The following is a 25,682-nucleotide window of genomic DNA, read 5'->3' as shown; positions in this document are numbered from 1 at the left end:
ATTGGCGATCACAGCCCCTCGCAGCTCGCCGAGCTGGAGCGCCTCCGCGAGATCGGGTGTGAGGTCTTGTATGCCGATGCCCAGCCTGCCGCGCCGCACCTCGCCGTGCTCGATCAACTGGTTCATGACGGAAACCGCCATGTTGCTGGGCACCGCGAATCCGATACCGATGTTGCCGCCTGCTGGGGTGAGGATCGCCGTGTTGATGCCGATGAGCCTGCCGTCCAGCGTCACCAGGGCGCCGCCCGAGTTTCCGGGATTGATGGAGGCATCGGTCTGGATGAAATCCTCATAGCCGTCATTGCTGATGCCGCTGCGGCCAAGCGCGCTGACGATGCCGGAGGTGACCGTCTGGCCGAGGCCGAAGGGATTGCCGATGGCGACCACATAGTCGCCGACCTTGAGGCGGTTGGAATCGCCGATCTCCAGCGCGACGAGATTGCTGCTCTCGACCTTGAGGAGAGCGATGTCCGTCGCCTGGTCCGAACCGACAAGCTCGGCGCGCAGGCGACGCCCGTCCTTCAGCGTGACCGTGATCTCGCGGGCGTTGGAAACCACGTGATGGTTGGTGAGCACATGGCCATTGGCCGCGTCGACGATCACGCCGGAACCGGCGCTCATGCGCTGCCGCGGGGGCGGCGCTTCGGGAAGATCGAAGAAACGTCGGAAGTACGGATCGTTGTAAAGCGGATTGGATGCCGCGGGCGTCTCCGAGACGACCGAGATGTTGACCACGGCTGGCGTCACCCGTTCGAGCACGGGGGCAAGGGTGGGAAGCGCTCCCGCAACGCCCGGCACGGCCTGCCCAATGGCCGCGGACGGCAGTCCCGCGAAGGCGAGGGCCGCGCAGAATGTGATGATGGCCGGACGCAGGGTTATGACACTCCTGAACATGAGCGATCTCCGTTTTTGACCAGTCGGCTGATGTCCTCCTTTCCGCCTGAGGTCAGACGGAGAGTGCGAATAGGCCCGGCGCACGGCCGGGCCATTTTTGACGTCAAGCTGTCGAATATGGCTGGTTGCTGCCGAGCCACAGGCTGACTGCGGCCAGGGCCGCGGCGATGAGGCCGGCAATGACATGCGCCGCCATCGCGGCCGTCACGGCCGAGAAGCCCAATGCCCAAGGCGCGATCACGGCCCAAAGGCCGAGCGCAACGTTGGCCCATCCCTCTACCTGATGGAACGCGAAGAGCGCGGCGACCCCGATCAGCGTCACGGCGGCGCCGACGACCCAGGCATTCCACGCGGCATAGGTTTCGGCCGAATAGCCGAGATACCAAGGTGACAGCAGAAGACCGAGACCGGCGACGATATTGACGATATCGAAAGCGGTCCGGTTGTCGGAGTTCAGAGACTTTAGCATCGTTCATTCCTCACTGTCGGTTGGTTGCGTCATCAATGAACCGTCTCCCGCTGACGGGAGGCGGGTGCGGCAGCGGCGCTTCCGCAACCGCCGCCGCGAAGCCTGGAACCCGGACCGGGAGGAGGAAGAGAACGCCTTCCGCCCGGATCGAGCAGAAACGGTGCAAGCTCGTTGCGCGTAAACACGCCGGCTGCAATCTCATGCAGCGCAAGATCGGTCACACTGCCATTGTCCGCATCGAGCCTTGGCTCAGCGCCCCGGCCGAGCGCCCGGGTGCGCGCGGCGGCGGCAAGCGTCAGTGCAAACCTGTTCGGCAGAGCCTTCTGGCAATCGAAGACGACATGCGGGTCCATCGCTGCACCTCACGCTGCCTTTCGTGCGCCTGAATCATTCCGATCGGCCGCAACTCCTCGTTCGAGTGCGAGCAGCGCCTGTTCGACCTCGTCGAGGCGCGATGGCCGGTTGTTTTCAGGCATGCCCTCGTTGGTGGCCTGGTCGATCAGATACTCCGTCAAGGCCCAGTTCATAAGGATCGAACGCTTGGCCTCCAGCGTCAGCGTTGGATCATCGACCACGCCCATGGGCGTTGCCCAGCTTTCCGGACCAGGCGGATCGTTGCGGTTCGCCGCGCTATCGAGCGCGCGCCCATAGCTTTCCTGAAGAGCCGAAAGGCCGAGCCGGTCCAAGGTCGCGTCGGAGAAGGCGTGCATCCGCCTTCCGTCATGCACAGGCGCTTCATCGGCTGGCCGGCGGTCTGCAGCAATCTGTGCGTCCGGAGCTTGGACCACATAGGTCAGTCCCTGCCGTTCGGCGTAGTTGATCGCGGTTTCCAATGACGGAAAACTGAGCTCGACCTGGGTCAGCGTATCGTCGCCGCCCGTATAGCCCATAAGCGGCTCGATAAAAGGCGCGGTGCGCCGCTCGAAGGCGAGGCGCCAGCCCTTCGTGCGCGCCTTGCCGGAGGACATTACCGAGCGGGATGGTTTGTAGATGCGCGCGACCGCGTCCTCCGGAAAAAATGAACTTGCCATCGAAAGAGGCCTGTGCCGGTTGTCGTTGCACGGCCAACTCGGCGGAACCTGCGTTTTCGGCGTTTGCTCTATCTGTCCTACAATCTCCATCGTTCATCCCTCCCTGGTTGGCGAAGGATGCGCCGGCGGCGGCCGAATGGCCCGCCGCCGGCCTGCCATGCGTCAGCTCTTGATAGCGATGCGCTTGACCCGCGACTGCGCCTTCTCGCTCTTTGGTAAGGTCACCGTCAGCACACCATTCCTGAAACGTGCATCGACCTTGTCTTCCTGGAGCTCGTAGCCGAGCGGGATACGGCGCTCGAAACGGCCATAGAAGCGCTCGGAGAACTGCCTGTCCTTGTCCTCCGTCTCGGAGCGCTTTTCGCCACGCAGTGTCAGCACGCCGTCGTTGAGCAGGACTTCGATGTCCTCCTCCTCGAGCCCCGGCACCTCGGCCGTCACCTTGATCTCCTTCTCGCCGTCGGAGATTTCGACGTTTGGCCAACTCCCGCCGAAAGCGGAGACACCACCGAAGGATGGCAGGCTGGAACCGAAGCCACGGAAGACATCATCGAACAGCCGGTTCACCTCACGATGCAGCGACAGGAACGGATCACGCTCGCCATCGCGGAAGAGGCTCGGGGGCTGGTTTCCGTTGTTTCGGCCCCACGGAATCAGATCACGAACACTCATTGTTTTTCTCCTTCCGGTTCACTGGATTGCAAAGCTTCCCCGTCGGCGCCGAACGGATTGCCCGGCGCCGGGTGCGCGAGTTGCGATGGGGACGGCCTTAGGCGGCCTGCTTTTCGGCTTCGATCTGCTTGGTCTCGACCTTGGGGAGCGACTCGCCCGCCGCGATCTCGATCCGGCGCGGCTTCATCTCTTCGGGAACCTCGCGCTTGAGATCTATCTTCAGTAGACCGTTGACGAGGCTCGCGCCCACGACCTTTACATGGTCGGCCAGCTCGAAGCGGCGCTGGAAAGCGCGTCCGGCGATGCCGCGATGCAGATACTGACCGTTGTCCTCACCAGCCTTCTGACCGGACACCATGAGCATGTTCTGCTCCTGCGTGATGGTCAGCTCGTCCTGGCTGAAGCCGGCCACCGCCATGGTGATGCGGTAGTCGTCCTCGCCAGTCTTGGCGATGTCATAGGGAGGCCAGTTGTCGATGGTCTCGACGCGGCTCGCGGCTTCGAGCGCGCTCAGCATTCGGTCGAAGCCGATGCTTGACCGGAACAGGGGAGTGAAATCGAAAGTGGTTCTCATAGCCACATCCTCCTTTGAGCAACATGGATACAAGTCCTTTGTCGCCGACTGCTCTCTCGCATTCACACGACATGCCGGCCCCGAATGGGCATCCGGCAGAAGACGATTTAGTTCAGTTGATTGGTTGTTCAAGAGCCCTGCAGGCGCCCCGCTTGAAATGGGCAGCCGAGGTTTTGTCTGTGTCAGGGGCATACAGCAGGCCTGCTTCCCCGGCCTATCCAGAAGTAGCCGATCTGCCTACGCCCCGAACACGTCATTCGGCCATCAACGTGCCAATGACCGCTCATTCCGCTTTGCTTCCGTCCCTCAGCAAAGCGACGTTTTGTCTTCATCCGTGTGCGCTGGTCGAACCATTTCACTCTTCTCTCCAAACCAATCTTGAATACTTCTGACACGTTAGCAGCGCGTTTCGATGACGCGTGGAACCGTGCACCAGCAAGCCGTGCCCTCGCACCACAGAACTTTGCGGGAACGGAATTTGGCATGCTTTGTTTCGTATCATGACGAGAAGGGATACGGATGCAGATGAGACGGGACACGAATTTTGAGGTGTCGCGCGCAATTGGCGCGGGCATCGGAGAGAGATTACCCGACAGCTGCAAAGGCATCCCGCCTTTGCATTGCCTACCGGATCCGAAGACATGTTCCGGCACCTACTCGAAAAGCTCGATCACGTTGCAGGCGGCGATGCCATGAGGTCATTTGCATCCCGTTCCGGCGCGCAGCCACAGTAATGCTGCGAGCCGGAACGACCTCCCCCCAGCCGCTCGGCCGATTCTGGCGCGAGCAACTCCAGATGCAACGAGAATATCTCTGCGCCATACATTCGCTCGGGGACAGACGCTTCCAAGGATGATTTTCCCCCCAGGTGTGACGATCCTGGATCTACCTTGCAAGCAAGTGCCCGGGTATCCCCATGAACGAAGATCTCAGCGCGTGGCAGTGGCCGTGACGTCAGGAACTCCGGAGCCGCTTGCAGCCGGCGCTATCGTTCCAGCGAACATGCCAGGAACGACTGAAATAGTCGTAGTTTACAAAACCGTCCGAAGATTGGTTATGAGAACTGCCGGTCCTTGATTCGAAGAAGGGGATTCGGAATGTCTCAAAGCTATTATATCGGGCTGGATGTCTCGGCCCGCAGTGTCAATCTCTGCGTCGTCGATCACGATGGCAACGTGGTGCATGAACGCAAGCTTTTCTCCGATCCGGAAGAGATCGCTCAGCATATCCTGTCACTTCAGTTTCCGATCGTCCGCGTCGGTCTCGAGGCGGGGATGTTGTCACAGCATATCTATGGGTCGTTGGCGGAAGCCAACATTCCGGTTGTCTGCGTCGAAACCCGACACATGAAAGCAGCGCTGGCGGCGCAACTCAACAAGACAGACCGGCACGATGCGCGCGGGATTGCGCAGATGATGCGCGTCGGACTGTTCAAGCCGGTGCATGTGAAAACGCCCAACAGCCAGCGTCTCCGCACCATCCTCACCGCGCGGCAACTCCTGCGGAACAAGCTGCAGGACGTCGAAAACGAAATCCGCGGCCTCATCCGAAACTTCGGCTATCACCTCGGCAAGGTGACTGCTCGCGACTTCGAGTCTCGGGTGCGCGAGTTGATCGCTGACACGGACCTGCACACCGTGGCCGACGCTTTGCTGCTGGCGCGGCGCGGGTTGCGAGAGCAATTTGGCCGGTTGGATGACATGCTTGTCCGGTTAGCCCGCCAGGATGAAGTGACACGCCGGTTCATGACCGTTCCCGGCGTCGGTCCTCTTGTCGCACTGACGTTCCGGGCGACGGTCGATGTTCCGGCCCGCTTCACGCGCTCACGCACTGTCGGCGCCCACTTTGGACTAACACCACGCAAGCTACAATCCGGCGAAGTCGATCGCAACGGACGGATATCGAGATGGGGCGATGAGATGATGCGAAGCCTCCTCTATGAGGCCGCGCAAGTGCTGCTGACGCGCGTGAAACGGTGGTCGGCGCTCAAGGCATGGGGTGCACAGATCTCGCGACGCCGAGGCCACAAGAAGGCAATCATCGCGTTGGCGCGGAAAATCGCTGTGATCCTCCATCGCATGTGGATCGACGGAACGGAATTCAACTGGGGCCAGCGGCCGGAAGGCGCAACTCCATCGGCATAAAGATTCGATCGGGTTGCTGCTCGATCGAGGCACTTCCCGTGAGGGGACGGGGAACGGCGAGCGCGCAAATACGACTTGACCGCCAAGGCCGATGCCGAGGTGATGTCGCAATTTAGATTGTCCCGCCGGTTCCTCTGATCCCATCCTGTGGCGGTCTTGTACCGACCACGAAGAGAAGCATGATCCTCGCGGGTGTGCCGCTCAAACCTCGTCGTCGGGCTCGACCAGATCGACGTGGCTGACGCCGAGGGCCTGGGCGAGTTCATACAGCGTAATCACGGTCGGATTCCTCCGCCCACGTTCGAGGCTGCTGAGATATTGCTGGCTGAAGCCGGAACGTGCTTCGACCTCTTCCTGAGTCAGGCCCTTCTCCCGACGCAGGCGGGCGAAGTTCCGGCCGACCAGTTTGCGCATGTCCATGCGCAGGAAGATCGCGATTTACATACTATGAGTTTATCAACTATAGTATGTAAAATGTCCGCTCGAGAGTGACGGGTCTCTCGCTACTGGGTTGGTCCGAATAGAGAAGTCGTAGTTCTGGAGTGCGCGCCGGTCGCAATGGGAGGTGATCATGCATGATCACCGCCCGACAGTCGCGGGCCGCGCGCGCCTTGCTGGGTTGGACACAGGAGACGCTTGCTGACAAGGCCCGTGTATCACTGACCGCGCTCAAGCGCCTCGAATCCGAAAGCGGTCTCGAGGTGTACGAAAGCACGCGTGATCAGGTCCGTAGGGCTCTCGAAGCAGCCGGTGTCGTCCTCTTGTCGACCGAGCGTGGACACGGAGTGCTGCTGGTCCATGATGGTGGTGACAAAAAGCGCTGACAGGCAAGCGGCAGATGCCGTGTTCCCTCCGAGCGATATTCTCCCAAAACACACAATCCTGGAGTATCTGGTGTTACCCCACGTCCTGCAGTGGGCAGCACGCACCAGGCAATTGACATGCCCCCGATAGAACCCTTCGAGGATGCACCGCCGGTCTCCAGCGAATTAACCGCCTACGACCGTGCCCATATCAAGCTGTACATGCGACTGCTGGATGCCGCTGCCGATGGTGCCGAGTGGACCGAAGCCGTTCATATCCTGTTTGGCATCGACCCCGCTCTCGAGCCGGATCGCGCGCGCCGGGTCCATGATGCTCATCTGGCGCGCGCCAAATGGATGGCGCAGACCGGTTACCGTCATCTTCTCTGGAAGCGATAGGTCTGATGTTCGAGTCATGCGCGGCGTACGGAGACACGCGGGGGAGATACGGCGTTTCGCGGCCTGTCGGCAGATTTTCCGCATTGCTGGCCGCCCCGTCATGCTGCTGCAACAGATCTTGTCGTAAATAGCTCGGCGAAAAATCTGACCTGCGCTTTGCACGTGAGGAGGGACGGGTGCGACCGGACACTTCCCATTGGCGAGACGGTCGTCGCTATGAATTCTTCGACACGCTCTCGGTCGAAGGGCTCGCATGGGAATGTTTGCGGCGGTTTGAACGCTACCAGGAGCATTATGGCGAGCTCGTCGCCATGAAGGCCGAAGATCATCCCTATTCAACCGACGCCCAGCGTCACTGGGGGTTGCGATTTCCCGGCTCGTCCGAGCCTTTCCGCGCTTCGCCAGGACGTCCTATGGTCGCCTCTCGCCAATCCGGCGGTCTTGCTCATTGACAACGCTCCGGAATTTCTGCCGCCGTCTCCGTCGCTGGCCGCGCCTGCTGCCGTTCGCCCGAGTTCGGAAGGTCTTCATGCCATCCATCGCGGCGGCATCGTCGCGCAGATCCTGCTGCTGTCGGGCCGAAAAACCGATAGAGCCTCGGCTGTCATCCTGCCACTCGACGACGATCTGCCCGATCGGGTCGAGGCAGTGCTGCGGCTCTGGCAAGCGCTGAGCGCGCGCGCCGTTACGCGCGACGGACGCATCACGCCGTACCAGCATCGACGTATCCGACTGATGATGCGAGCCGCCGACGGCCGGGCCAACGGCGCTACCTATCGCGAGATCGCCATCGCTCTGTTCGGCCCCGAGCGGGTCGCGGCCGAGCCCTGGAAAACCTCATCTTTGCGCGATGCCGTGATCGGGCTGGTCGAAAGTGCCGGGCCGCTCATCAATGGCGGCTATCGCAAATTGCTACGGCATCGTCGCCGATCCTGAGCGCGCTTCGACGCCGGGGGTGGGGATTGTGCGCCTGTTATCTTCCCCATCCACCCCGCCTGCATTCCTTCGCCACCGTGATCGCGATCCGCCGTTGCTCCGCAGCGGCGCCCGGCAACGCCACGGAGGCCCGACAATGCGACCCAATCTCGCCGCCCTGCCGCCACGCTACCTGCGCACCAAGGAAGCGGCGGTGTTTCTCAGCCTTTCGGCGCGCACGCTGGAAAAGCACCGCACCTATGGAACCGGCCCGGCCTATCGCAAGCTCGGCGGGCGCGTCGTCTATTCGGTGGCTGATCTCGAAGCCTGGGCTTCGCGCGGCGCGGTTACTTCAACCTCCGATCCGCGCGGACAGGTTCTGCCAGCCAAACGGCACACGCCAGCGGCCTGTGGGTCGGCCGGCGGCATCAATCGCTGACCGGCGCGCGAGGATTATCCATGGCGATCCGGCGACGTTCCCCGTCCGAGCGCGAGCAGCTCGACCTGTTCAGAGCGCTTCCCGGTGACTTCGCACCGCGGGACGCGCAGGACCTCATGGCGTATCCATTCTTCTCGCTCGCCAAATCACATCGCATCACCCCGATCGACTTCACCGCCGGAAAAATTTCGATCCGCGTCGAGGCGGTTGCCGACCACGGCATGGCAACGATCTGGGATGCCGATATCCTGATCTGGGCTGCCAGCCAGATCGTCGAAGCGCGCGATACAGGCCTGCGCACCTCGCGGCTCATGGCGGCGACGCCCTATGAGATTCTCACCTTCATCGGCCGCGGCACCAGCCTGCGCGATTACCAGCGTCTCAAGGCGGCGCTCGACCGGCTGCAATCCACCACCATCTCGACCACAATCCGCCAGCCCGCCGAAGGACGGCGACACCGCTTTTCCTGGATCAATGAATGGCAGGAGCGAACCGACGGCAACGGGCGCCCCGACGGTATCGAACTGATCGTGCCGGACTGGTTTTATCGCGCGGTTCTGGACGATGCGCTGATCCTGACTATCGATCGGGCCTATTTCGATCTGACCGGAGGACTCGACCGCTGGCTTTACCGGCTCGTGCGCCAGAAGGGCGGATGGCGGTTCGATTTTCGTCATCTGCACCAGAAGTCCGGCTCTCTCTCGCCCTATAAGCGCTTTGCCTTCGAGCTGCGCGATATCATCCGCCGTCAGCCGCTGCCCGGCTACAGGCTCTTTACCGAGATCGAGATCGGGCGCCGGGCGCTGCTCGCCTTCGAGCCATGGCCGGCCTGTGGAAAAGCTGTGGACGGCCTCGTGCTATCGGGAACCCGAACTATCGTGCCATCGGGAACCGGTGGCTCGTGCTATCAGGAACCCGATCCGGGTTTAAGGCACGGAGATCGTTCGGCAAATCGCGCCCGTAACAGAGAGTCTAACACAGAATCTAACCTTGAAGAGCGCAGGCGCGATGTTGAAAACCTCATCGCCCGCACCGGCCAGGCGCTCAGAGCGACGGCGAACCGGCGGCCACCAACGCCATCCGATCACACATCAGAAATCCGCTTCGACACCATGCGCCCGCCGCACGGTGAGCGTGAGGACGGTCAGCGATGATCGTGGCTCTGCTCAACCAGAAGGGCGGTGTCGGCAAGACGACACTGGCGCTGCATCTCGCCGGAGAATGGGCCGGAAGGGGGCAGAGGGTCACTTTGGTCGACGCCGATCCGCAAGGCTCGGCGCTCGACTGGTCTGAGCAGCGCGGTCACGAGGGCTCGCCGAGGTTGTTCGGTGTCATCGGCCTTGCTCGCGACACGCTGCACCGGGAAGCGCCGGAACTGTCCCGGCAGGCCGATCATGTCGTCATCGATGGGCCGCCGCGTGTCGCTGGTCTCATGCGCTCCGCTCTGCTCGCCGCTGACCTGGTGCTGATCCCAGTGCAGCCTTCGCCCTTCGATGGCTGGGCTTCCGCCGAGATGTTGTCGCTCATCGCTGAAGCGCGCATTTACCGACCCGATCTCCTCTCCCGCTTCGTCCTCAATCGCTGCGCTGCGCGCACCATCCTTGGCCGCGAAACCGCCGCTGCGCTCGCCGATCACGATCCTCCGGTGCTCGCGAGCCGGATCGGGCAGCGTGTCGCCTTCGCCAGCGCCGCCCAGACCGGCCGTCTCGTTCACGAATTGGTCGGCGCCACATCCGCGGTCGATGAGATCGCAGCGCTGGTTGATGAAATCGAGCGGCTCCCGCGCACGCTGAGGGCGTCATGAGCACCCGAGCGCCCAGGAGCGGCTTTGCCCGCCGGCCGGCCGATCCCGAAACCTGGGTCAGAGCTGCGAAAGAGCAGCCGGCCGGTAGGGCGGACGGCGCTGCGAACACGGCGCGGCTCACCATCGATGTGACGCCGGCGCAGCGCGGCCGCATCAAGATCGTGGCCTTCGAGCGCGGCGTGACCGTCGCCGACATGCTGCGCGCGCTGCTGGAGCGTGAATTTCCACCTGCTGGGGACGATGGCCAATGACCGGCTTGGCGGGACATCGAACGCTGGCAGCCGAGGGGGCGCGCGCTTCATCGGCTACGGCCCTGACCGAGGTGGAGCTGATCTGGATCGAGAAATCAATCGAATATTGGGTGCGGTTCGGGAATCCGGTTCAGGAGCGCATCATCGACCGCAGACGCCGTGTCCTCGGCTTTCGTCCCGGGAGCTTTTTCGCCTTCGTGCGCTGGACGGCGAATGACTACGGCACCGTCGCTTCCCATCTCGACATCCTGCGCGCGGTCGCGCCGCACGAAGCCTACCAGACCGTTCCCGCCGTCACGCCGGGCGGCGAACTTCTGCTGACAGTCTCTGGCTGGCCGAAAGTCGAGCGCGTGCTGCAGCTCATCGATGCGATCGAGGCGCGCGGCATCGACGGGGCCGATGTCGCGCCCGATCATTGGCGCCACATTCATAACCGATTGGCGGCCGGGGAAAGCCCCCGCGTCTACACGCAAGCGCAGCACCGCGCCTGGATCAAGCGGCGGAGCATTCTGCCATGACCCGGCGCGCCATTTTCGCCTCCGCTCTGGTTTCGGTCGGGCTGGTCGTCGCCCCGGTCCTCACCGGGCACGGTCCGCGCTTCATCTGGAACGCCTCGGCCAGTGCGCCCATCGGCCTCTACGCCGTCGAGCCGGCCGACCCAATCGAAGTCACCGATCTGGTCGCGGTCCAGCCGCCAGACGCGCTGGCCGAGCTGCTTGAAGCGCGCCGCTACCTTCCGCGCGGCGTGCCACTGATCAAGCGTGTCCTGGCGCTCCACGGCACGAGAGTTTGCCGCCATGGCACAGCCATTACCGCCTACGACCACCTTTATGGCCATGCCCGTGAGCGCGACCGGATGGGCCGCGACCTGCCCTCCTGGCAGGGCTGCCGCGTGATCGCCAAACGCGATGTGTTCCTGATGAACTGGGACGCCGCCGACAGTTTCGATGGCCGCTATTTCGGGCCGCTTCCGCTTTCAGCCGTCACCGCCCGCGTCGTGCCGATCTGGACCGATGCGAATGGTGACGGCCGCTTCGAATGGCAGGCGTCAGCGCGGTGAACGCTTGTCCACGGGCGGGCGCGATTCCCGCCCGATCGTCCTTCACCGCTTGAGGAAAGGAAACCGCCATGCCGCAGATCGGTGAATTTACCAGGCACAAGACAGGTTTTGCCGGGCGCATCCAGACGCTCACGCTCGACCGCGAGATCGCCATCGTCGCGGTGGATCCGGCCAATGTCGAAAACGCCCCGGACCATCGCGTCCACCTCGGCGAAGATGACGCCGGCCCCGAGATCGGGGCGGCCTGGACACGCACCGGCGAGAAGGCCGGAGAATATCTCTCCGTGCTGATCGACGATCCGGCCTTGCCGTATCCGATCCGTGCCGCGCTGTTCCAGAACGGCGCTGATGCGGCGTCCTGGTCGCTGCACTGGAACCGGCCGCCCAAACGCGATGCAAAGGACTGAGGGATGCCGCGTTGTCGCCTCGGGCATGATCCCTCCGTTGCGATCGGGCGTCACCGCGCCGCCCGATCCATTGCCTTCCTTCTCCTTACCGGCCTGTTCTGCAGCCCGGACGGCCTCGCGGCGCAGGCGCAATCAAGTTCACTCGCGCCGCGCGTCCCGCACGATGCACATGCCGACCATATTGCCGAAGCTTCGCGGCGTTTCGGCATTCCCGAGTTCTGGATCGATGCGGTCCTGCAGGCCGAAAGCGCCGGCGATCGCCGCGCCATATCCTCGGCCGGGGCGATGGGGCTGATGCAGATCATGCCCGCCACCTGGGCGGCGCTGCGGCAGCGTCATGGCCTGGGCCGCGATCCTTATGATCCGCGCGACAATATCCTCGCGGGCGCGGCCTATTTGCGCGCGATGTTTGATCGCTACGGTAATGTCGCGGCGATGCTGGCAGCCTATAATGCCGGGCCGGGCCGCTACGATGAATATCTTTCGGCGGGCCGCGTCCTGCCCGCCGAAACGCGCGCCTATGTCGCCAGGCTCGCCCCAATCCTGGGTAACACGGCGCCGTCTCACGACGCTTCCATGCCCGCTGCGTTGCCGCCCGATTGGCGCGAGGCACCGCTCTTTGTTGCGCGCAGCGGCAATCGAACGAGCGCTATCCGCCACCCGGCGTCTGCGCAGGGCAACGACACCCGTATTCCCGTTCCGGATGCAGCCGGTGCGCCCGACCGGCGACAGCACCAGGCCTTTTTTGTCACTCGAGCCGATAGCGGTGCCGCACCATGATGCGGCTTTTGCGCGATCGCACGGCATCGTGCGCCAGCGCGCCATGGCGTGCTGGCTGGCAGGGGAGGACCGCAACAACCGACCGATGGCAGGATAAAAGGCCGCACATTGTCGGCCAGGCGGTCGGTTGTTTTTGCTCAGGATTTTTTGCGATTCCGCACCTTGTGACCCGAGCGCGCAATGTGCGCGCAAGGCGGAATCGCTCGTTTTTGCTCGGGTTTGCACACATTGCGGGACCGCGTCATGTCCGATGAACGCGAGTTCCGTATTCGTCCCGGGCGTATCCGTTCGACACGCGCTCAACAGGCCCGGCCGTTCATTGCCCAGGCACTGGCGGCGGCCAAGAAGGCCGGCGGCGGCGTTTCACGCTCGGGCCGGATCGTCTCGGGCAACCGCTCGCGGTTCGGGCATGGCCAACGCGCCAGCATTCAGGCCAATCGCTTCATTACCGCGCGCTCGCGCGGCGCCGTGATCAAGGCGCGCATTGTTCGTCACACCGCCCGCAAGGCGCCGCTTGGCACGCATCTCGATTATCTGCGCCGCGATGGCGTCACCCGGGACGGAGAGAAGGCGCGGCTGTTCGGGCCGGACGTTGACGCGGCGGATGGCGGCGCCTTTGCCGAACGGTGTGGTGGGGACAGGCATCATTTCCGCTTCATCGTCTCGCCCGACGACTCCCTCGATATGGCGGACCTCAAATCCTTTACCCGCGATTTGGCCGGGCAAATGGAAAAGGATCTTGGCACCCGGCTCGACTGGGTGGCGGTCGATCACTGGAATACCGAGCATCCCCATATCCATCTGATCGTGCGCGGCATGCGCGACGACGGCCAGGATCTCGTCATCGCGCGCGACTATATCAAGGAAGGGATGCGCGACCGGGCGCGCGATCTCATCACCCAGGAGCTCGGGCCGCGAACAGAACACGACATTCGCCGAACGCTCGAGCGCCAGATGGCTGCCGAACGCTGGACCGGTCTTGACCGCCAGCTTGTGCGCGATGGACGTGGCACCGGGATCATCGATGTCGCTCTGCGCGCCGGCGAGCCGCCCGATGACTATCGGGCGCTGAAACTTGGACGGCTGCGCAAACTCGAAACTCTCGGCCTGGCCGAGCAGATCGGCCCCGGCCAGTGGGCGATCGACGACAAGGCACCAACGGTGCTGCGGGAACTCGGCGAGCGCGGCGACATCATCAAGCGCATGCACCGCGCGCTGACCGAGCGCGGCATCGAGCGCGGTGCTGCAAACTATGTGCTCGCCGGCGAAAGCCTGGAGGCGCCTGTCATCGGCAGGCTGGTCGCACGCGGGCTCGATGACGAACTCAAAGGCACGGCCTATGCCGTTGTCGACGGCGTCGACGGACGTACTCATCACATCAGGCTTCCCGATCTCGATGCGGCCGGTGACAGCGCACCCGGTTCCATCGTCGAGCTGCGTGGTTTCGACGATGCCAGAGGACAGCGGCGAGTGGCAATCGCCGTGCGCTCGGACCTCGATCTGCACAGCCAGGTTTCGGCTCCGGGCGCGACCTGGCTCGACCGGCAGGCCCTGGCGCGCGATCCGGCTGCGCTGTCCGCAGGTGGTTTCGGGGCCGAGGTCCGTCAGGCCATGGAAAAACGCGCCGAGCATCTGGTGGGGGAAGGACTGGCCACGCGCCAGCATCGCCGGATCATCTTCAGCCGCAACCTGATCGAGACGCTGCGCCGGCGCGAACTCGAGGCTCTCGGCAGCAGGCTGTCGCAAGAAACCGGCCTTGCGTTCAACCGCACCGCCGAGGGCGACTATGTCGCCGGCACCTACCGCCAGCGTCTCACGCTCGCGTCGGGCCGCTTCGCCATGATCGATGACGGACTCGGCTTTCAACTCGTCCCCTGGTCGCCCTCGCTCAAAAAGCATCTCGGCCGCCATGTCTCGGGTCTCGCGCGCGGCAATGGCGGGGTGGACTGGMGCTTTGGACGAAAGCGTGGGCTTGCCCTCTGAGCGCCGCATCGAAAGGACCTGCCATGTCAGCCACGAAAATCCTCTGGGGCCAGATCCTCACGGTCTTCCTGATCATCCTGGTGACGACATGGGCGGCCACGCAATACGTCGCCTGGGAGCTCGGGTTTCAGGCCCAGCTTGGAACCCCGTGGTTTCGCCTTGCGGGCTGGCCCGTCTACTATCCGCCGGCAATTTTCTGGTGGTGGTATTTCTACGAGGCCTATGCCCCGGAAGTCTTTGCCAAAGGCGGCATGATCGCCGCTTCGGGCGGGTTCATCGCCATCGCCGTCGCGATTGGCATGTCGGTCTGGCGCGCCCGCGAAGCCAGGAATGCCGAAACCTACGGATCTGCCCGATGGGCCAAGCCGCAAGAGGTCAAGGCGGCGGGTCTGCTTGATCCCGACGGCGTGGTGCTCGGCCGTTATGAGGGGAGCTATCTTCGCCATGACGGGCCCGAGCACGTGTTGTGTTTTGCGCCCACGCGTTCCGGTAAGGGCGTCGGCCTCGTGGTGCCTTCGCTCCTGACCTGGCCAGGCTCGGTCATCGTTCACGACATCAAGGGTGAAAACTGGCAGCTCACCGCCGGCTTTCGCGCCCGCCATGGCCGCGTCCTGTTGTTCGATCCCACCAATCCGAAATCGTCAGCCTACAATCCGCTGCTCGAGGTCCGCCGCGGCGAATGGGAGGTGCGCGATGTCCAGAACATCGCCGATATCCTGGTCGATCCCGAAGGCAGTCTCGAAAAGCGCAATCATTGGGAAAAGACCAGCCACGCGCTTCTGGTCGGCGCAATCCTGCACGTCCTCTATGCCGAAAAGGACAAGACCCTCGCCGGGGTTGCCGCCTTCCTTTCCGATCCCAGACGGCCGATAGAGGCAACGCTCGCGGCCATGATGAAAACCGCGCATCTGGGCGAGGCCGGCCCGCACCCGGTCATCGCCAGCGCGGCGCGCGAATTGCTGAACAAGTCCGACAATGAGCGTTCGGGCGTGCTTTCGACCGCCATGTCCTTTCTCGGGCTTTACCGCGATCCGGTCACCGCCGAAGTCACCCGCCGCTGCGATTGGCGCATTGCCGATATGGTGGAGGCGACAGCACCGACAACGCTCTATCTCGTCGTGCCGCCTTCCGACATCAACCGCACCAAGCCGCTGATCCGCCTGATCCTCAATCAGGTCGGGCGCCGGCTAACCGAGGACCTTCAGGCCAATAGCGGGCGCCACCGGCTGCTCCTGATGCTCGACGAGTTTCCCGCGCTGGGGCGGTTGGATTTCTTCGAAAGCGCGCTGGCCTTCATGGCCGGTTACGGGCTCAAGAGCTTTTTGATCGCGCAATCGCTCAACCAGATCGAGAAGGCCTACGGTCCAAACAACTCCATCCTCGACAATTGTCATGTGCGCGTCAGCTTCGCCACCAATGACGAGCGCACCGCCAAACGCGTTTCCGATGCGCTTGGCACGGCAACCGAGATGAAGGCTATGAAGAACTATGCCGGGCACCGGCTGTCGCCCTGGCTCGGACATCTGATGGTCTCGCGATCCGAAACCGCCCGCCAATTGCTGACGCCGGGCGAAATCATGCAGCTTCCGCCGACCGACGAGATCGTCATGGTCGCCGGAACTCCGCCGATCCGGGCGAAGAAGGCGCGCTACTATGAGGACCGCCGGTTCACCGAACGCGTGCTGCCGCCGCCGGAGTTGGTATCGCCCGCACCGAAGCAGTCCGACGATTGGAGTGCTTTGCCTCTGCCGGAAAGCCCACGTTCCACTATCGAAGCGGCGATGGTTGATGATGAGGATCCCACTCAGTCCGAGCGGCGGCAGCAGCCGGAGCTGAGCCGCGTCAGCTCGGTCGAGAAAAGGGCGCCGATCGAAAACGAGTTCGACCCCTTGTCCTATGACGGCAGCGACGATGAGGCCGCCCGCAGCCAGCGCCTGACCCGCGTGATGCGCGGGGTCGCGCGGCAGGTCTCGATGGATCCCGGCGACGGCATGGAGCTTTGAGCATCATGGTTCGTCGCAAGAAGAAGGCGCAAGTCTCGGTCTATCTCGATCCCGAGATCATGACGATGCTTGCGGATTATGCTGCTCGCCGGGACCAGTCCCAGTCGATGATCGCCGAAGCCGCTATCGCATCTTTCCTCTCGCCCGACGCCGACGAGAGGCGCGAAGCGGCCATCGCTAAGCGGATCGATCAAGTTGACCGTCGCCTGATGCGCCTCGAGCGCGATCTCGGAATCACTGTCGAGACCATGGCGGTGTTCATCCGCTTCTGGCTCTCCTCGACCCCGGCGCTGCCCGAACCCGCCGCTCAGGCTGCGCGAGCCAAAGCGGCCGAACGCTATGACGCTTTCGTAACCGCGTTGGGGCGGCGGCTAGCACAAGGGCCCAAGCTGCGGCAGGAAATTAGCGAGGACATAGATCCAGCGGACAATAGCTGAGGGCCCTGCTGCCAGCTAAAAGTATTGGGCGCGCAATCGAGCCGACAGCTTCCGACCCAATTTTCGGCTCTCGCTTTAACGCCTCGGACTACTTTGGTGGCTACTGCGGGAGGGCCAAGCCAAGGTCGGAGTATATCGGCCCCAGTTCCTCATCGGTCAGCAAACCGGGCGAGGTGGCGATGCTCGGGAAATTGCCCACCACGAAATAGAGCAACAAGATTGAGGGCAAAGCGAACAGGGTCTGGTCCTCTCGTCGGCCCTTGATGCGTTCCATGATGAACCCCTTGGTGTTCAGCCAAAGGAGGATGTCGTCAATCGAGCTCTCGCCGGCCAATGGGAGGTACGCGTCGATCAGCTCGCCGTCCAGAGTGGTGACAGTCGCGTCCGCTCCGGTCTTATCTCGATAATACACGGACAAGGCCTCGATCAGCGCCCTGACGCCCTTGACTGATGCGTCGATGAGGCTGCCGACTTGGCGGAAGTAGTCGTCAGTCGCTTCGATCAACGCCATCGCCTTTGCCGCAGCCCGCATCATCTCGGGCGTCGATTTGACGCTCGGCTTGTAGATCGTGTCGTGGGTGACTTCGCTGAATGCGTGCTGCAGCAGCGTGCGGACCTGGATCTCGCACGGAATGTCCAGCGGTATAGGGAGGCCCTCGAAGACGATCCCCGTTTTTGCCCGAACCACGTAGTGGACCGACTGGTACCCGAACTCCCAAGGCTTACGGTCTCGCTCTTCGGCGAAGTCCCGCGCCTTTTCCCAGAACCAGTACTTGTCGCCGAATTCGGTGATCGCCTTTTCGACGATGGGTATTTCGTCCGAGGTGAGCACGACGAAGCGAATACCCACCTTGTCCTCGATGTCGTCATACGGGTTGGCATAGCCTTTGCCACGATAGAGTGCCTTCTGGATGAGCGACTTGCTCTCCTTCAGCCTGTGCTTAACTGGAAGGCGCAAGAAAAGATCCGGCGCCTCCACCTGGGTCGAGAGCCCGTCGATGACCGTGTGGACGATGAACCTGCCCCAGGCATCGTAGTGCTGCTGCTCCGCCTCCCAGCGCCGCAGGATCTCGAACTCGGTCGTCATAGTTGTTCGACGACTGGCCTGCGGACCGTGATCTTGGTCCAGCTTGCAGCCTCGCCCTCGGAAGCGTCGCCGGGCGGTACATCCTCGATTGTCACTGTGCCATTTCGTATCGCGTCCGGGGATGCCGAAAACTCGATGTCTGGACCGAACTTGTACTTCCGGCGCCGCAACCTGCCACCCATCTCGCTGATGTCCCGAACCACGGCTCTATTGGTCGGGAATTTCTTGGCTTCAAGGAACTTGTTAAACGGGTCGCGCAATTCGGGCGGCAGATAGGTCTCGCCGAACTGTTGCGAGGTGAACGTGGGCGCCTGATCCACCTTAACGAAGGCGAACAGCGCGTCGCTCAGGTCCCTTCGAAGATCTCGGTCATTTACTGATGTGCGAACGAATTCCTTCGTGAGATCAAAGAATTTCGCAGTTTCGTATTTCCCGTTCTCAGGAAAGGCGCAGCCAAGAAAGCCATCATAGAAATATACGGCTGCATTCTCTCGCCGAGCGGCCGTGATATTACTGTCAAAAACAAAGCATCTCCAACTTGTGCTCGCCGTCACAGCGACGTCATCAGAGATGAAAAGGGCGAGCTTGTAAAGTCTCGTGGCTGGAGTAAGAAAGATGTTCTCAAGGAATTCGGTCACAACTTTTGCTGCAGCCGATCGGCGCTGAAAGCCGGACTGCATCTCCGCTTTAATCACCCCGACGAAGGGCTTTGCGTCGCCACCGACTTTACCATCAAAGACCAGAAGCATTCCCCCGGGAATCCCTCGTGATTTCTGTGCATCAGCGAGGGCATCGGCCATGTGATTGGAGACGTCGGGGAAATCGGTGTCGGTTGCGAGAACAAGACGTCGAGCCGTTCCAACCACGCTCGCATCCTCGGTCTTCACTATCCGCATCTCTATGCTCTTGGACTGTGCTGAGAGCGCGTCAGTGATGCGCATTCCAAAGTGACTGAGAGCCTTGGCATCCAGAATTTCGAGCTCATTGCCATAGGATGGCGGCACTACATTGGGCCCGTCTTTCCTCTGGAATACCTCGTGCATAACAACTCGACCGATAGAAAGATTCTCTACAAGCACACTCGATCCCCCCTGCAAAATATTGGATAATACTATTCCGAGCGAGTTAAGGAAGGATACCAGAACAAAACAAGAACACAAGTATCGCGGTCGCAGCGATAACGGGCGGACCGTCGGGGGGTACGCTGATCGGCTCCGTTCTGCGGGGCTGGCGCCTGTCGAACCCGCACTCTATCGTGAGGGGTTCGCGCCTTGGCTAAGCTCTACGTGCATCGAGTCCCTGTAGCTACAGGATCCAGTCGACCGTACCCTACGCTTTTTCCTGTATTTGCACGCCAGGCTACGACGCCGCCAAGCAGGTGTTGAATCGGCCATGTTTCGGGTTCTTTTAATCGTCCCCGTCGGGACAGGATCGTCTTGTCTCCGGCCAGAACGGGGACACAATGGCGGCCTCCCACCACAATAGCGAAGGACACGCTCGCAGCTCGCGCATGCTGCGCACCGCGCTCGGGGGCGCCATCACCCGGCTTCTCGATGACCCCGGCGTGGTCGAGGTCATGCTGAACCCGGATGGTCGCATCTGGGTCGATCGTCTCTCCGAAGGTCTTGCCGACACCACGGAGCGTCTCTCGCCCGCCGATGGCGAACGCATCATCCGCCTGGTCGCCCATCATGTCGGCACGGAAGTTCATGCCGGGACGCCACGCGTCTCGGCCGAGCTGCCCGATAGCGGCGAGCGCTTCGAAGGTTTGCTGCCGCCGGTGGTGACGGCGCCAGCTTTTGCCATTCGCAAACCCGCCGTCGCGGTGTTCACCCTCGATGATTACGTCGCCGCCGAGGTCATGTCGGCGCGCCAGGCCGACGCGCTGCGCCTCGGCGTTGCGGACCGGGCCAACATCCTCGTCGCAGGCGGCACCTCGACCGGCAAAACAACGCTGACCAATGCGCTGCTCGCTGAAATGGCACGGACGTCGGATCGTGTGGTGATCATCGAAGACACGCGCGAACTGCAATGTGCGGCGCCCAATCTTGTCGCCATGCGTACCAAGGACGGTGTCGCTTCGCTGTCCGATCTGGTGCGCTCATCGTTGCGCCTACGGCCCGACCGCATCCCCGTGGGCGAGGTGCGCGGCGCCGAAGCGCTCGAATTGCTCAAGGCCTGGGGTACGGGCCATCCCGGTGGCGTCGGCACCATCCATGCCGGAAGCGCCATCGGCGCGCTGCGGCGCATGGAGCAGTTGATCCAGGAGGCGGTGGTTACCGTTCCGCGCGCGCTGATCGCCGAAACCATTGACCTCGTCGCGGTCCTGTCAGGCCGTGGCTCCGCGCGCCGCCTCGCGGAACTCGCGCGCATTGAGGGCCTCGGCCCGGACGGGGACTATCGCGTCGTGTCCGCCTGCGAGCCTTCTGCTGCCCATCCCGAAATCCTTGAGGAGCCCCAAGCATGACCCATGCCTTGCGCACCCTTCGTCGCCATTTGTCGCTTGCCGGCTCCGTCATCGTGCTCAGCATGATGATGGCGCCAGCGGCCAATGCTTCCGGGTCATCGATGCCCTGGGAAGCGCCGCTTCAGAGCATTCTGGAATCAATCGAAGGCCCGGTCGCCAAGATCATTGCGGTGATCATCATCATCGTCACCGGTCTCACCCTGGCCTTCGGCGATACGGCGGGCGGCTTTCGGCGGCTGATCCAGATCGTTTTCGGCCTCTCGATCGCCTTCGCCGCCAGTTCCTTCTTTCTCAGCTTCTTCTCATTCGGCGGCGGGGCGCTGGTCTGATGGCGGGGGGTCTCGAACAGCTTGGCGAGGTGCCGGGCTTCATGGTCCCGGTCCATCGCGCCCTGACCGAACATATCCTGCTCGGCGGTGCACCGCGTTCGATCGCCATCATGAACGGCACGCTTGCCGGAGCGGTCGGGCTTGGCCTGCGTCTCTGGCTGGTCGGTCTCGCTATCTGGGCGATCGGGCATTTCGCGGCAGTCTGGGCCGCCAAGCGCGATCCGCTCTTCGTGGAAGTTGGACGGCGCCATCTGCGCATCCCGTCCTTTCTGGCTGTGTGAGGGCTGAGGTATGATGAACCTCGCCGAGTATCGCAGCCGCAACGCCAGACTGGCCGACTATCTGCCCTGGGCAACATTGGCTGCTCCCGGCGTGGTGCTGAACAAGGACGGCTCGTTTCAGCGCAGCGCAAAGTTCCGCGGCCCCGATCTGGATTCGGCTGTGGCGGCCGAACTGGTCGCGGTCGCCGGTCGCATCAACAATGCCTTCCGCCGGCTGGGTTCGGGCTGGAGCATATTCGTCGAAGCGCAGCGCTTCGAAGCCGCGACCTATCCCGAAAGTCTCTTTCCCGATGCCGCGTCTGCCTTGGTCGACGCCGAGCGCAAGGCCGGGTTCGAGGAAGTCGGGGCGCACTTCGTGTCCAGCTACTTTCTGACCTTCCTCTGGTTGCCGCCAGCGGAGGACGCCGCTCGCGCCGAAACCTGGCTCTATGAGGGACGTGAGCAATCGGGTGTAAACCCTCACGAATTGCTGCGCGGCTTCATCGATCGCACCGACAGGATATTGGCGTTGCTCGATGGATTCATGCCCGAGTGCCGCTGGCTCGATGACGCCGAGACGCTGACCTTCCTTCACTCGACCGTTTCGACGAGCCGCCACCGCGTGCGCGTGCCCGAGACGCCGATCTATCTCGACGCGCTTCTGGCGGATCAGCCTCTCGCAGGAGGGCTTGAGCCGCGTTTGGGTGACCAACATCTGCGTATCCTTACCATCATCGGATTTCCGAGCGCGACGACACCGGGTCTTCTCGATGAAATGAACCGGCTGGCGTTTCCCTATCGCTGGAGCACCCGCGCCATCCTGCTCGACAAGCTTGAGGCGACGCGGCTGCTGACCAGGATCCGCCGCCAGTGGTTTGCCAAACGCAAATCCATCGCCGCGATCCTCAAGGAAGTGATGACCAACGAGGCGTCGGCTCTGGTGGATACCGATGCTGCCAACAAGGCCGCCGATGCCGACCTGGCCTTGCAGGAACTCGGCGCCGATACCGCCGGCATGGCCTATGTCACGGCCAGTGTCGCGGTCTGGGATGCCGATCCTCGCGTCGCCGACGAAAAGCTGCGACTGGTCGAGAAGGTCATTCAGGGCCGCGACTTCAATACCATGATCGAGACCGTCAATGCGGTCGATGCCTGGCTCGGAAGCTTGCCCGGACATGCATACGCCAATGTCCGGCAGCCACCGATATCGACGCTCAATCTCGCTCACATGATCCCGCTGTCGGCCGTGTGGGCGGGGCCGGAACGGAACGAACATCTCGCAGCGCCCCCCTTGCTTTACGGCAAGACCGAGGGATCGACTCCGTTCCGGCTCTCACTGCATATCGGCGATGTGGGCCATACCCTGGTCGTCGGCCCGACCGGCGCGGGAAAGTCCGTGTTGCTGGCGTTGATGGCGCTGCAGTTCCGTCGCTACGCGCGCAGCCAGATTTTCGCCTTCGACTTCGGCGGTTCGATCCGCGCCGCCGCGCTCGCCATGGGCGGTGACTGGCATGATCTCGGCGGCGGGCTGACCGAGGGGTCGGATGCGTCGGTCTCGCTGCAACCGCTCGCCCGCATCGACGAGTCGCACGAACGCTCCTGGGCCGCCGACTGGATCGGTGCGATCCTGCTGCGCGAAGGCGTCGCCATCACGCCCGAGGTGAAGGAGCATATCTGGACGGCGCTGACCTCGCTCGCCTCGGCGCCCGTCGAGGAACGCACCATCACCGGGCTCGCGGTGCTGCTGCAATCCAGTGATCTCAAACAGGCGCTGCGGCCCTACTGCGTGGGCGGTCCCTATGGGCGATTGCTTGATGCTGAAACCGAACATCTCGGTTCTGCCGACGTCCAGGCCTTCGAGATCGAGGGTCTGGTCGGCACAGGCGCGGCGCCGGCCGTCTTGTCATACCTCTTCCACCGAATTGGTGACAGGCTCGATGGCCGCCCGACACTGCTCATCATCGATGAGGGTTGGCTGGCGCTGGACGATGAGGGATTTGCCGGCCAGCTGCGCGAATGGCTGAAGACGCTGAGGAAGAAGAACGCCTCGGTCATCTTCGCCACACAGTCGCTATCGGACATTGACGGTAGCGCCATCGCCCCGGCCATCATCGAAAGCTGCCCGACGCGGCTGCTCTTGCCCAATGAGCGCGCCATCGAGCCGCAGATTACCGCGATCTATCGCCGCTTTGGATTGAACGACCGGCAGATCGAGATCCTGGCGCGGGCTACGCCCAAGCGGGATTACTATTGCCAGTCGCGGCGCGGCAATCGGCTGTTTGAGCTGGGGCTGAGCGAAGTCGGGCTCGCGCTCTGCGCCGCATCCTCCAAATCCGATCAGACCGCCATCGCGGGCATCCATGCCGAGCATGGAAGCGATACCTTTCTTGAGGCGTGGCTGCGTCATCGCGGCATCGATTGGGCCGCTGACCTCATTCCCGATCTCACCAATCTCGCAAGCCGGCCGGAATTGCCCGATGCCGTGCTCGATGGCGCGCCAGAAAAGGAGACCCAACCATGATCCGTATCCCCATTGCCCGTTTCGCTAGGACGTCGGCCGTGGCGTTTGCGCTCGCCGTGCCGGTCGCGCTTGCGCCCATGGCAACGAGCCCGGCCCATGCCCAGTTCGGGTTCGGGCGCATCGTCTATGACCCGACGAATTATGCGCAGAACGTGCTGACCGCCGCGCGTACGCTGGAGCAGATCAACAATCAGATCACCTCGCTTCAGAACGAAGCGCAGATGCTCATCAATCAGGCCCGCAACCTCGCCAGCCTGCCATATTCCGCGCTCCAGCAGCTTCAGCAAAACGTGCAGCGCACCCAGCAGCTTCTGGGCCAAGCGCAGAACATCGCGTTCGAGGTCGGCCAGATCGATCAGGCGTTCGAGCAGCAATACGGCCAGATCTCGCTCTCTGCCACCGATCAGCAGCTGATCGCGGATGCGCGTACGCGCTGGGGAAACACCGTGGGCGGCCTGCAGGACGCGATGCGCGTTCAGGCCGGCGTGGTCGGCAATATCGACGCCAACCGCGCCGAAATGGCCACCCTGGTTGGTCAGAGCCAGAATGCCAGCGGAGCGCTACAGGCAACGCAGGCCGGCAATCAGCTTCTCGCGCTGCAGTCGCAGCAGCTTTCCGACCTGGTCGCGCTGTTATCGGCCAATGGCCGGTCCGAAGCGCTGATCGAGGCCGAGCGCGCCACCGCCGCCGAGCAGGGACGCGTCCAGCGTGAGCGCTTCCTCACGCCGGGCTCGGGCTACCAGCCCGGCAATGCGCAAATGTTCGGCAGCGGCAATTAAAACGCTGGGGAGGGGCGGCCATGGACAGCAAGATGCTGGTCCGGCTCGGGGCGGTCATATTCGTCGCCATCGCGATTACCGCCACGGTTATCGAAATGACCCGTCAGGAGGACGCCCCGCGCGTCAGGACCGCGCCGCAGCTTCAGCCTTCGGCCGATCCCCTGCGCGCAACGCTCCGCCGCTGCCAGGGACTTGGCGAAGCCGCCACCCGCGATGCCGAATGCCTGTCGGCATGGGCGGAATCCCGCGACCGCTTTTTGGGCAACACGCCTGCGCCCGCCGCTCCGCTAGCCGACGAGAGATAAGGACCCATGGGCGGAACCGGCGTCATCGACAATTTCCTGGAGGTCTTCACCAGCTACATCGATTCCGGTTTCGGCCTGCTCGGCGGCGAGGTTGCCTTTATCGCCACCACCCTGATCGTCATCGATGTGACGCTGGCGGCCCTGTTCTGGAGCTGGGGCGCCGATGACGACATCATCGCGCGCCTCGTCAAGAAAACGCTGTTCGTCGGCGTCTTCGCTTATCTCATCGGCAACTGGAACAATCTGGCGAAGATCATTTTCGAGAGCTTTGCCGGGCTCGGGTTGCAAGCCTCGGGCACCGGCTTTTCCGCCGCCGATCTCATGCGGCCCGGCCGCGTGGCGCAGACCGGTCTGGACGCGGGCCGCCCGCTGCTCGAATCCATCTCCGGCTTGATGGGTTACTGGTCCTTCTTCGAGAACTTCATCCAGATCGCCTGCCTCTTTTTCGCCTGGGCGCTGGTGCTGCTCGCCTTCTTCATTCTCGCTGTCCAGCTCTTCGTCACGTTGATCGAGTTCAAGCTGACAACTCTTGCGGGCTTCGTTCTCATCCCCTTCGGACTTTTCGGCAAGACGGCCTTCATGGCCGAGCGTGTGCTCGGCAATGTCGTTTCCTCGGGCATCAAGGTGCTGGTGCTCGCCGTCATTATCGGCATTGGCTCGACCCTGTTCGGTCAGTTCACCGCGGACTTTGGCGGCGCCATGCCGACCATTGATGATGCCATGGCGATCGTCCTGGCGGCGCTGTCGCTTCTCGGCCTCGGCATTTTCGGTCCCGGCATTGCGTCCGGGCTCGTTTCGGGCGGGCCGCAACTGGGCGCGGGTTCGGCCGTCGGCACCGGACTTGCCGCCGGCGGCATGATGATCGCCGG

The 25,682-nt window shown here is 63.0% G+C and carries 32 protein-coding genes; 23 read left to right on the top strand and 9 right to left on the bottom strand.

The features are described from left to right. From L610_RS06810 to L610_RS06785, 6 genes are all read right to left on the bottom strand, one after another. A partial coding sequence (locus tag L610_RS06810) for a trypsin-like peptidase domain-containing protein (RefSeq protein WP_144703716.1) occupies nt 1-894 on the bottom strand: 894 nt, incomplete at its 3' end. A 103-nt stretch (nt 895-997) separates the two neighbouring features. After that, nucleotides 998-1,363, bottom strand: a complete 366-nt coding sequence (locus L610_RS06805) for an SPW repeat protein (RefSeq protein ID WP_028034386.1) — start codon at nt 1,361-1,363, stop codon at nt 998-1,000. Between the two features lie 32 nt (nt 1,364-1,395). Next, entirely contained in the window at nt 1,396-1,716 is a 321-nt protein-coding gene (locus tag L610_RS06800; RefSeq protein ID WP_028034387.1) for a DNA-directed RNA polymerase subunit omega, read from the bottom strand. A gap of 9 nt (nt 1,717-1,725) precedes the next feature. Continuing rightward, nucleotides 1,726-2,484 carry an ETC complex I subunit gene (locus tag L610_RS06795; protein WP_028034388.1) on the bottom strand — a complete coding sequence of 253 codons (759 nt, stop codon included), beginning with the start codon at nt 2,482-2,484 and terminating at the stop codon, nt 1,726-1,728. A 72-nt stretch (nt 2,485-2,556) separates the two neighbouring features. Beyond that, a complete protein-coding gene (locus L610_RS06790) occupies nt 2,557-3,066 on the bottom strand; it encodes an Hsp20/alpha crystallin family protein (protein ID WP_028034389.1) in 510 nt (169 codons plus the stop codon). A 97-nt stretch (nt 3,067-3,163) separates the two neighbouring features. Next, nucleotides 3,164-3,640: an Hsp20 family protein gene (locus L610_RS06785; RefSeq protein ID WP_028034390.1), complete on the bottom strand. Its 477-nt coding sequence runs from the start codon at nt 3,638-3,640 to the stop codon at nt 3,164-3,166. Nucleotides 3,641-4,737: 1,097 nt separating this feature from the next. Between L610_RS06785 and L610_RS06780 the strand changes: the two genes are divergently transcribed. Then, nucleotides 4,738-5,784, top strand: a complete 1,047-nt coding sequence (locus L610_RS06780) for an IS110 family transposase (protein ID WP_028034391.1) — start codon at nt 4,738-4,740, stop codon at nt 5,782-5,784. A gap of 201 nt (nt 5,785-5,985) precedes the next feature. Here L610_RS06780 and L610_RS06775 read toward each other — a convergent pair whose 3' ends face one another. Next, on the bottom strand, nt 5,986-6,204 hold the full coding sequence (locus tag L610_RS06775) for a helix-turn-helix domain-containing protein (protein ID WP_028034392.1): 219 nt from the start codon (nt 6,202-6,204) through the stop codon (nt 5,986-5,988). Between the two features lie 155 nt (nt 6,205-6,359). Between L610_RS06775 and L610_RS06770 the strand changes: the two genes are divergently transcribed. From L610_RS06770 to L610_RS06700, 15 genes are all read left to right on the top strand, one after another. After that, nucleotides 6,360-6,608, top strand: coding sequence for a helix-turn-helix transcriptional regulator (locus L610_RS06770; RefSeq protein ID WP_047166147.1), 249 nt, complete (start codon nt 6,360-6,362; stop codon nt 6,606-6,608). Nucleotides 6,609-6,725: 117 nt separating this feature from the next. Beyond that, nucleotides 6,726-6,986, top strand: coding sequence for a DNA -binding domain-containing protein (locus tag L610_RS06765; protein ID WP_144703713.1), 261 nt, complete (start codon nt 6,726-6,728; stop codon nt 6,984-6,986). Between the two features lie 176 nt (nt 6,987-7,162). Further along, the gene (locus L610_RS20480) at nt 7,163-7,438 is read left to right on the top strand and encodes a transcriptional regulator domain-containing protein (RefSeq protein WP_246658946.1); all 276 of its coding nucleotides are present in this window, start codon (nt 7,163-7,165) and stop codon (nt 7,436-7,438) included. Next, nucleotides 7,428-7,922 (top strand): DUF2285 domain-containing protein, encoded by a 495-nt coding sequence (locus tag L610_RS06755; protein ID WP_246658945.1) that lies wholly within the window; start codon nt 7,428-7,430, stop codon nt 7,920-7,922. The genes L610_RS20480 and L610_RS06755 overlap by 11 nt, the downstream gene beginning before the upstream one ends. A 136-nt stretch (nt 7,923-8,058) precedes the next feature. Further along, nucleotides 8,059-8,340 (top strand): AlpA family transcriptional regulator, encoded by a 282-nt coding sequence (locus L610_RS06750; RefSeq protein WP_144703707.1) that lies wholly within the window; start codon nt 8,059-8,061, stop codon nt 8,338-8,340. Between the two features lie 20 nt (nt 8,341-8,360). Beyond that, nucleotides 8,361-9,494 (top strand): replication initiator protein A, encoded by a 1,134-nt coding sequence (locus tag L610_RS06745; protein ID WP_144703704.1) that lies wholly within the window; start codon nt 8,361-8,363, stop codon nt 9,492-9,494. Continuing rightward, a complete protein-coding gene (parA, locus tag L610_RS06740; RefSeq protein ID WP_144703701.1) occupies nt 9,491-10,144 on the top strand; it encodes a ParA family partition ATPase in 654 nt (217 codons plus the stop codon). Before L610_RS06745 ends, parA begins: the two co-directional genes overlap by 4 nt. Continuing rightward, nucleotides 10,141-10,395, top strand: a complete 255-nt coding sequence (locus L610_RS06735; RefSeq protein WP_144703698.1) for a hypothetical protein — start codon at nt 10,141-10,143, stop codon at nt 10,393-10,395. The genes parA and L610_RS06735 overlap by 4 nt, the downstream gene beginning before the upstream one ends. Beyond that, a complete protein-coding gene (locus L610_RS06730; RefSeq protein WP_144703695.1) occupies nt 10,392-10,913 on the top strand; it encodes a DUF2840 domain-containing protein in 522 nt (173 codons plus the stop codon). Before L610_RS06735 ends, L610_RS06730 begins: the two co-directional genes overlap by 4 nt. Next, nucleotides 10,910-11,455: a S26 family signal peptidase gene (locus L610_RS06725; RefSeq protein WP_144703692.1), complete on the top strand. Its 546-nt coding sequence runs from the start codon at nt 10,910-10,912 to the stop codon at nt 11,453-11,455. Before L610_RS06730 ends, L610_RS06725 begins: the two co-directional genes overlap by 4 nt. A gap of 68 nt (nt 11,456-11,523) precedes the next feature. Continuing rightward, nucleotides 11,524-11,862 (top strand): DUF736 domain-containing protein, encoded by a 339-nt coding sequence (locus L610_RS06720; protein ID WP_144703689.1) that lies wholly within the window; start codon nt 11,524-11,526, stop codon nt 11,860-11,862. Between the two features lie 3 nt (nt 11,863-11,865). Then, complete coding sequence (locus L610_RS06715; RefSeq protein WP_144703686.1) at nt 11,866-12,642, top strand: lytic transglycosylase domain-containing protein; 777 nt, start codon at nt 11,866-11,868, stop codon at nt 12,640-12,642. A gap of 243 nt (nt 12,643-12,885) precedes the next feature. Beyond that, entirely contained in the window at nt 12,886-14,625 is a 1,740-nt protein-coding gene (locus L610_RS06710; protein WP_144703683.1) for a VirD2 family relaxase/mobilization nuclease, read from the top strand. Nucleotides 14,626-14,648: 23 nt separating this feature from the next. Continuing rightward, nucleotides 14,649-16,628, top strand: a complete 1,980-nt coding sequence (locus L610_RS06705) for a conjugal transfer protein TraG (protein WP_144703680.1) — start codon at nt 14,649-14,651, stop codon at nt 16,626-16,628. A gap of 5 nt (nt 16,629-16,633) precedes the next feature. Then, the gene (locus L610_RS06700; RefSeq protein ID WP_144703677.1) at nt 16,634-17,065 is read left to right on the top strand and encodes a CopG family transcriptional regulator; all 432 of its coding nucleotides are present in this window, start codon (nt 16,634-16,636) and stop codon (nt 17,063-17,065) included. Nucleotides 17,066-17,165: 100 nt separating this feature from the next. Here L610_RS06700 and L610_RS06695 read toward each other — a convergent pair whose 3' ends face one another. Continuing rightward, nucleotides 17,166-18,152: a GTP pyrophosphokinase family protein gene (locus tag L610_RS06695; RefSeq protein ID WP_144703740.1), complete on the bottom strand. Its 987-nt coding sequence runs from the start codon at nt 18,150-18,152 to the stop codon at nt 17,166-17,168. Then, nucleotides 18,149-19,231 (bottom strand): nucleoid-associated protein, encoded by a 1,083-nt coding sequence (locus L610_RS06690; RefSeq protein ID WP_144703674.1) that lies wholly within the window; start codon nt 19,229-19,231, stop codon nt 18,149-18,151. The genes L610_RS06695 and L610_RS06690 overlap by 4 nt, the downstream gene beginning before the upstream one ends. Before the next feature lie 383 nt (nt 19,232-19,614). On the opposite strand from L610_RS06690, the gene trbB reads away from it, so the two are divergent. The 7 genes from trbB to trbL form a co-directional block, all read left to right on the top strand. Beyond that, the gene (trbB, locus tag L610_RS06685; RefSeq protein ID WP_144703671.1) at nt 19,615-20,619 is read left to right on the top strand and encodes a P-type conjugative transfer ATPase TrbB; all 1,005 of its coding nucleotides are present in this window, start codon (nt 19,615-19,617) and stop codon (nt 20,617-20,619) included. Continuing rightward, complete coding sequence (locus L610_RS06680; RefSeq protein WP_144703668.1) at nt 20,616-20,948, top strand: TrbC/VirB2 family protein; 333 nt, start codon at nt 20,616-20,618, stop codon at nt 20,946-20,948. The genes trbB and L610_RS06680 overlap by 4 nt, the downstream gene beginning before the upstream one ends. Then, entirely contained in the window at nt 20,948-21,229 is a 282-nt protein-coding gene (locus L610_RS06675) for a VirB3 family type IV secretion system protein (RefSeq protein ID WP_144703665.1), read from the top strand. The genes L610_RS06680 and L610_RS06675 overlap by 1 nt, the downstream gene beginning before the upstream one ends. Before the next feature lie 10 nt (nt 21,230-21,239). Next, nucleotides 21,240-23,729, top strand: a complete 2,490-nt coding sequence (trbE, locus tag L610_RS06670; RefSeq protein ID WP_144703662.1) for a conjugal transfer protein TrbE — start codon at nt 21,240-21,242, stop codon at nt 23,727-23,729. Next, on the top strand, nt 23,726-24,508 hold the full coding sequence (gene trbJ / locus L610_RS06665) for a P-type conjugative transfer protein TrbJ (protein WP_144703659.1): 783 nt from the start codon (nt 23,726-23,728) through the stop codon (nt 24,506-24,508). Before trbE ends, trbJ begins: the two co-directional genes overlap by 4 nt. Nucleotides 24,509-24,528: 20 nt before the next feature. After that, the gene (trbK-alt, locus tag L610_RS06660) at nt 24,529-24,813 is read left to right on the top strand and encodes a putative entry exclusion protein TrbK-alt (RefSeq protein ID WP_144703656.1); all 285 of its coding nucleotides are present in this window, start codon (nt 24,529-24,531) and stop codon (nt 24,811-24,813) included. Nucleotides 24,814-24,819: 6 nt separating this feature from the next. Next, the coding region (gene trbL, locus L610_RS06655) for a P-type conjugative transfer protein TrbL (protein WP_246658947.1) at nt 24,820-25,682 on the top strand (863 nt) is incomplete at its 3' end.

It is taken from the genome of Aminobacter sp. J44, from assembly GCF_007829415.1.
Classification (GTDB): Bacteria; Pseudomonadota; Alphaproteobacteria; order Rhizobiales; family Rhizobiaceae; genus Aerobium.
The sequence above is the reverse complement of the archived record's forward strand: the minus strand, read 5'-3'. Positions and strand labels throughout refer to the sequence as shown.